The following is a 7,068-nucleotide window of genomic DNA, read 5'->3' as shown; positions in this document are numbered from 1 at the left end:
TACAGTTGACAAAGAGCCGATATATGAAGACTCCCCCTATAGTTTCTAGTGAATGTTTGTTTTTTCACTGTCCACTATAAGGGGAGCTTTTGTAATCAAGTATGAGTTAGATTTCTCTTTTTTGTTTTATTAAACTGCACAGTTTACTTTTCAGTAAAATGAGACATTGTATTTGCCGGATGTTATCCGACATCAATACAATGTTGTTTAAAATGTTGAGACTTTTGCAGATTTTGAGTTTAGTTTCTGTTTACTCACCAAAGAAAAATGGAGGGGTGAATTTTTTCAACTCTTCAAAGCAATGTTGGGCAGCCTCTGCATTTTCACAGATGACAAGACAGGCATCATCGCCACAGAGGGTAGCGATAGCGTCAGGGAAGTTCAAAGCATCAATGATAGAACCAAAGGATTGAGCAAGTCCAGGAAGGGTTTTTAGTAGGACTTGGTTTTGAACTGGGCGCATCAAGACGAGAGCATCTTCCATGTAGATTTCAAGACGTTTTTCCCATTTTGAAATGGAACCAGTATTGAGAACGTAGTAGGAATTATCTTCCTCACGTACCTTTGAGAGATTCATACTTTTAATATCTCTCGAAAGTGTAGCTTGTGTAACTTGAATGTCATTATCAGCAAGAAGAGCTTGTAACTCAGCTTGTGTGTGAATCTTATTTTTCGTTACAAGAGCTCGTATGAGTTGGTGTCGGTGTTCAGATTTATTCATAAAATGTTACTCCTTGTACAAAGTACAGAAAGCGTGGACTGATCGAAATCGTCAGTCGGGCGGTAAGCGGTATTGTCACGTATGATGATTTCAAAGTCAGTAGTATAAAGAACTAGATGGAGAGCGTCTCCCTCTTTTAACTTGTCACTAGTTGGGTTCAGATGACTTGGATATCTATCCGTTCATCTGCATCACTGTTCTTTACTGACAGTGAATCATTTAATTATGGTAGCATTTTGTCACGGCTTCTTGTGAATGTACGCTAAACGGCAATTCACAGAAATTGTCCAACATGTGGTGTGGTAGCGTGTATAATAGAGGGTCACACATGTTGGTTAGGGGTGTTAGTATCATTTGTCCAAGGTTCAGCAGCGGGGGTAGAATAATCTGTTCTTTGGACAGGATTTGATACCAAGTTTATGTTTCGTTAGTCTATTCAAGTGGGGGGATTGATTATAGGAAGGCAAATGGTCACGTAATTAAGCCTTCCTTGGAAAATTTCAATATTGAAAGTCTGATAGCCTATACCTTTTGACTAGGTAGGATAAGAGTAGACTGTTCAAGATCGACAGTCAGGTGGTAGTCGGTATTGTCACGGATGGTGATTTCAAAGTCAGTAGTATAGAGGACTAGACGGAGAGTATCTCCTTCTTTTAACTTGTAAATAGTTGGTTGCAGTTCAAATTGCACCTCCATCCATTCATCTGCATTAATATCCTCTACTAACAGTAAATCATTTCTATTCTGTAAATTGAGGTAACCTTTTGTCACGACTCGTTGTGCATCTGGTCTAAATTGTAATTCACAGAGATTTTCCAGCATATGATAGCGGCCGTTGTCAATGGTTCTAGCACTTAAAACAGCTGGATAAGGTTGTAGGTATTTCTTTTGACCAAGTTCCAGTAGTTGAGCAGATAAGAGCCCCTTGTTTGTACTGGATTTGATACGAAGATTGAGCTGAGCGCGACCGTTCAGGTGGAGATTTTTGGTTACAGGAAGGTCAATGGTAATCTGATTGACTTTTCCTTGATAAAGTTCCGTATTGAAGGTCTGGTAGGTCTTGCCATAACGCTCAAAATCCTTATCTGAGTACTGGTTTTGAATTACTTGCTCTTCTTGACCAAGTGAGAAGGTTTCAAAGTTTTCTTGCCCACCTAAGTTATCAAGTGATAACCAAGTCTGAGGGGTTGTATTGTCCTGCCAAATGACAGTAGGAAGTTGGAAATCTGTTTCCTGTCCCAGTAATTTCTTAGTCAATAAGGCATTCATGGACTCACGGAAGTCAATGGACTGCCAGTTGTTCATATAAACATGGGCACCATTATGGAAAAAGAGGTGCTTGTTGATATGAGCAGGAAGAGCATGGAACATCTGGTAAACATGAAGTGGTTTGACATTCCAATCCTGAGAACCGTGGGTAAAGACAACCTCTGCCTTTACTTTATGGGCATTGAGCAGATAGTTGCGGTCATGCCAAAACTGGTTATAGTCGCCGGTCTTGCGATCCAGTTGTTCCTTTACTTTTTCTAAGTCAGCTTGGTGAGCTTCATTACCTCGGATATAGTCGCCAGCCAAGAGATTTCGTGAGTAGGTTAGTTCAGCAAGGGAGTCAAAGTCCTCACCTGGATAGCCACCTGGACTGGTCACCAGACCGTTTTCACGATAGTAGTTGTACCATGAGGAGATACCAGCTTCGGCGATGATAACCTCTAAGCCATCGATACCTGTAGTAGCAAGACCATTTGACATGGTACCTAGATAGGAAAGTCCAGTTGTGGCTACTTTTCCGTTTGACCAGTCAGCCTTTACTTGACGCTGGCGCGTGTGGTCAGTAAAGGCACGGCAACGGCCATTAAGCCAATCGATGACATTTTTATAAGCCTCAATTTGTTGGTAGTCTCCATTAGTCATGAAACCAGTAGAGTCTTTGGTACCAACACCTGAAACATAGAGATTAGCAAAACCTCGTGGGAGGAAGTAGTCGTTGAGTGTATAACTAGCGTTGATGTGCGTTAGCTTTTCCTCAGCTTCTGACACAAGCTCAGCTTGGCCTTGAGGTTGGACGAGATTTAGTTGAGGTTCTTCTAGCTCAATCTTGTGAGCAGGTTTGACCTCAAGCTGGCCCTCCATCTTGTAGAGAGCCTTGTCGCTCGCCTTGTCATTTGTTCCCTGATGGTAGGGACTAGCTGTCATGATAGCAGGGATCTGTCCATCAAAACGAGGTCGAATGATGCTGACCTTGACTAAGTCAGGTAAACCCTTTTGGTCAGTATCGACACGAGACTCAACGTAGACCACTTCTCGAATGACATCGTGGCTAGAAAAAGTAGCCAAACTCTTACCGTTAAAGTAATGATAGGTATTATCTTCAGGGATAAGACCATCACTTACCAGTTGATCAATCAGGAGATTTCCTTTTTTGGTCCGAGTATTGAGTAACTGATAGAGATTTTCAATCAAGTCACCGTATACGATGGGAAAACCAGTTTCTTTACGGAAAACGTCACTGTCTTCGAAGTCAACCAAATAAGAAAAGCCTAAAAGTTGAAAAGCAACAGTATAAAAAATATCTGCTGTCAGTTCATCTTCTGATTGAAAAAATGTCAGCAGGTCTGTTTTTTTATCAGCTGCTAGGATGGAAAGTGGATAGTTGGTGTCTTGATAAGTGAAAAAGAAACGACTTAGAAAAGACTCCAACATCTTTTTATTTGTTGACTCAGATGGAAAATCAAATCCATACTTTTTTAATTCATATAAAATAGTATCTCTTGGAAGTGATAAATAGCTGAATTGATTAAAGCGCATAAAACCTCCTTGTAAAATAATAATTAAGGTTATTATATCAAAAAAATAGGAGAAAGGGAATTATTAAGTGAGAAAGAAATTAATTAAAGAATAATGAATATTATTTATATGAAAAACAGGTACAACTCTATAGTTCAAAACAAGTTATCATAGTAAATAGATTAACTGGATGTGTCTTTCTATTTTAAAAGATATATTCACTTCTTGGGATAAAAAAGTAAAAAAATTACCGGGTCATTTGATTCTTTAAATGTATTTTTGCTTTTTTCGTTCAAAAAATTTTACTTTAAGGATAAAATAGAGATAGGAGTCATTGCTTTTGTCTTTCTCTTTTTGAAAATGGTATAATATAGTGAGAAGGATAGAGGAGAAGTGTAAATTGATCGCACAACTAGATACAAAAACAGTCTATAGTTTTATGGAGAGTGTCATTTCAATCACCAAGTATGTGAGAGTAGCTAAAGAATTCGGCTACACTCATCTGGCTATAATGGATATTGATAATCTTTATGGTGCTTTTGACTTTCTAGAGGTTACAAAAAAATATGGCATTCATCCTTTATTAGGGCTTGAAATGACTGTATTTGTGGATGCTCAAGAAGTGAATTTGCGCTTTTTAGCTCTATCTAGTGTAGGCTATCAGCAGTTGATGAAACTTTCAACAGCCAAGATGCAGGGGGAGAAAAGTTGGTCAGTTCTATCCCAGTATCTGGAGGATATTGCGGTAATTGTGCCTTATTTTGAAGAGTTTGAGTCGCTCAATCTAGGCTGTGATTACTATATAGGGGTTTACCCAGAAACACTGGCCAGCGAATTTCACCATCCAATCTTGCCCCTTTATCGGGTCAATGCCTTTGAAAGTAGGGATAGAGAAGTTCTGCAAGTCTTAACAGCGATTAAAGAAAATCTACCGCTCAGAGAAGTCCCTTTGCGTTCGCGACAAGATGTCTTTATATCAGCAAGTTCTTTAGAGAAATTATTCCTAGAACGATTTCCGCAAGCCTTAGACAATTTAGAAAAGCTGATTTCAGGCATTTCTTATGATTTGGATACTAGTCTGAAACTGCCTCGTTTTAACCCAGCTAGACCAGCAGTAGAAGAGTTGAGAGAACGCGCTGAGCTTGGGCTTGCTCAGAAGGGGTTGTCTAGTAAAGAATATCAAGACCGTCTAGACCAAGAATTGGCTGTTATTCATGATATGGGCTTTGACGATTATTTCTTGGTTGTCTGGGATTTGCTGCGTTTTGGACGTTCGAATGGCTATTATATGGGTATGGGACGGGGTTCTGCAGTTGGTAGCTTGGTTTCCTATGCCTTAGATATCACAGGGATTGACCCAGTAGAGAAAAATCTGATTTTTGAACGCTTTCTCAATCGTGAACGCTATACTATGCCTGATATTGATATCGATATTCCTGATATTTATCGTCCAGATTTTATCAGATATGTTGGCAATAAATATGGTAGTAAACATGCTGCACAAATCGTTACTTTTTCAACCTTTGGAGCAAAGCAGGCCTTGCGAGATGTTTTGAAACGCTATGGTGTACCAGAGTATGAATTATCTGCAATTACCAAGAAAATCAGTTTTCGTGACAATCTCAAGTCGGCTTATGAGGGTAACCTCCAGTTTCGTCAGCAAATCAATAGTAAGTTAGAATACCAAAAAGCCTTTGAGATTGCCTGCAAGATTGAGGGCTATCCCAGACAAACCTCTGTCCATGCAGCTGGTGTTGTAATCAGTGACCAAGATTTGACCAACTACATTCCTCTAAAGCATGGTGATGAAATTCCACTGACTCAGTATGATGCTCATGGAGTTGAAGCTAGTGGGCTTTTAAAGATGGATTTTCTGGGACTAAGAAATTTGACCTTTGTCCAGAAAATGCAAGAGTTGCTTGCTGAATCAGAAGGTATTCATCTGAAAATAGAAGAAATCGATTTGGAAGACAAAGAAACGCTAGCTCTTTTTGCTTCTGGCAATACAAAAGGTATCTTTCAATTTGAACAACCTGGAGCTATTCGCCTGCTCAAGCGTGTGCAGCCAGTCTGTTTTGAAGATGTCGTAGCAACTACTTCCCTAAATCGACCAGGTGCAAGTGACTACATCAATAATTTTGTGGCAAGAAAGCATGGGCAGGAAGAAGTGACTGTTCTGGATCCAGTACTGGAGGATATTTTGGCTCCAACCTACGGTATCATGCTCTATCAGGAGCAGGTTATGCAGGTTGCTCAGCGTTTTGCTGGATTTAGTCTTGGGAAAGCCGATATTTTGCGCCGAGCTATGGGTAAAAAGGATGCTTCTGCCATGCATGAGATGAGGGCTTCTTTTATTAAAGGTTCATTAAAAGCTGGACATACTGCGGAAAAGGCAGAGCAGGTCTTTGATGTCATGGAGAAGTTTGCAGGTTATGGTTTTAACAGGTCACATGCCTATGCCTACTCAGCCTTGGCCTTCCAGTTGGCATATTTCAAAACGCATTATCCAGCCATCTTTTATCAGGTCATGTTAAATTCTGCCAACAGTGATTACCTAACAGATGCCTTAGAAGCAGGATTTGAAGTAGCGCCTCTGTCAATCAATACTATTCCTTATCACGATAAAATCGCGAACAGGTCCATCTACCTAGGTCTGAAATCGATTAAGGGAGTCAGCAAAGATTTGGCGCTTTGGATCATTGAAAATAGACCCTATTCGAACATTGAAGATTTTGTAGCTAAATTACCTGATAATTATCTGAAACTTCCTTTGCTGGAACCTTTGGTAAAAGTTGGTCTTTTCGATTCATTTGAAAAAAATCGTCAAAAAGTATTCAATAATTTAGATAATCTATTTGAATTTGTGAAAGAGTTGGGAAGCTTGTTTGGTGATACAATTTATAGCTGGCAGGAATCGGAAGATTGGACTGAACAAGAAAAATTCTATATGGAACAAGAGCTTTTAGGGATAGGTGTCAGCAAACATCCCCTACAAACTATTGCAAGTAAAGCTATTTACCCGATTACCCCAATCGGAAATTTGTCAGAAAATAGCTACGCTATTATTTTGGTTGAAGTTCAGAAGATAAAAGTAATTCGTACCAAAAAGGGTGAAAATATGGCTTTCTTACAGGTGGATGATAGCAAGAAAAAATTGGATGTCACTCTCTTTTCAGACTTATATCGTCAGGTTGGGCAGGAAATAAAAGAGGGAGCCTTCTACTATATAAAAGGAAAAATCCAGTCACGTGATGGCCGTCTGCAAATGATTGCACAAGATTTGAAAGAAGCAGTGGCTGAACGATTTTGGATTCAGGTTAAAAATCATGAATATGATAAAGAAATTTCAAACATCTTAGACCAGTATAAAGGCCCAATCCCAGTCATCATAAGGTATGAAGAGGAACAGAAAACAATTGTTTCTTCCCAATATTTTGTGACTAAATCCAATGAATTAGCAGCGAAATTGGATAAAATTGCTATGAAAACGATTTATCACTAAAATTACGGAAAATAGAAGAATTTTCCATTTAAATGTGATATAATCAGTAGGAATGTTAAAA

At 39.2% G+C, this 7,068-nt stretch carries 3 protein-coding genes; 1 reads left to right on the top strand and 2 read right to left on the bottom strand.

The window, feature by feature from the left end:
• Positions 1 to 250: 250 nt before the first annotated feature.
• Together HT717_RS00285 and HT717_RS00280 are read right to left on the bottom strand one after the other, a co-directional pair.
• Positions 251 to 721: an arginine repressor gene (locus tag HT717_RS00285; protein WP_001043027.1), complete on the bottom strand. Its 471-nt coding sequence runs from the start codon at positions 719 to 721 to the stop codon at positions 251 to 253.
• 522 nt (positions 722 to 1,243) lie between these two features.
• Entirely contained in the window at positions 1,244 to 3,526 is a 2,283-nt protein-coding gene (locus tag HT717_RS00280) for a Xaa-Pro dipeptidyl-peptidase (RefSeq protein WP_173304085.1), read from the bottom strand.
• A 379-nt stretch (positions 3,527 to 3,905) separates the two neighbouring features.
• On the opposite strand from HT717_RS00280, the gene HT717_RS00275 reads away from it, so the two are divergent.
• Positions 3,906 to 7,007, top strand: coding sequence for a DNA polymerase III subunit alpha (locus HT717_RS00275; protein ID WP_173304083.1), 3,102 nt, complete (start codon positions 3,906 to 3,908; stop codon positions 7,005 to 7,007).
• Positions 7,008 to 7,068 lie beyond the last annotated feature (61 nt).

Source organism: Streptococcus sp. 959 (genome assembly GCF_013277075.1).
GTDB classification, from domain to species: Bacteria; Bacillota; Bacilli; order Lactobacillales; family Streptococcaceae; genus Streptococcus; species Streptococcus pseudopneumoniae_C.
This window is presented reverse-complemented; position numbering and strand designations above follow the sequence as displayed.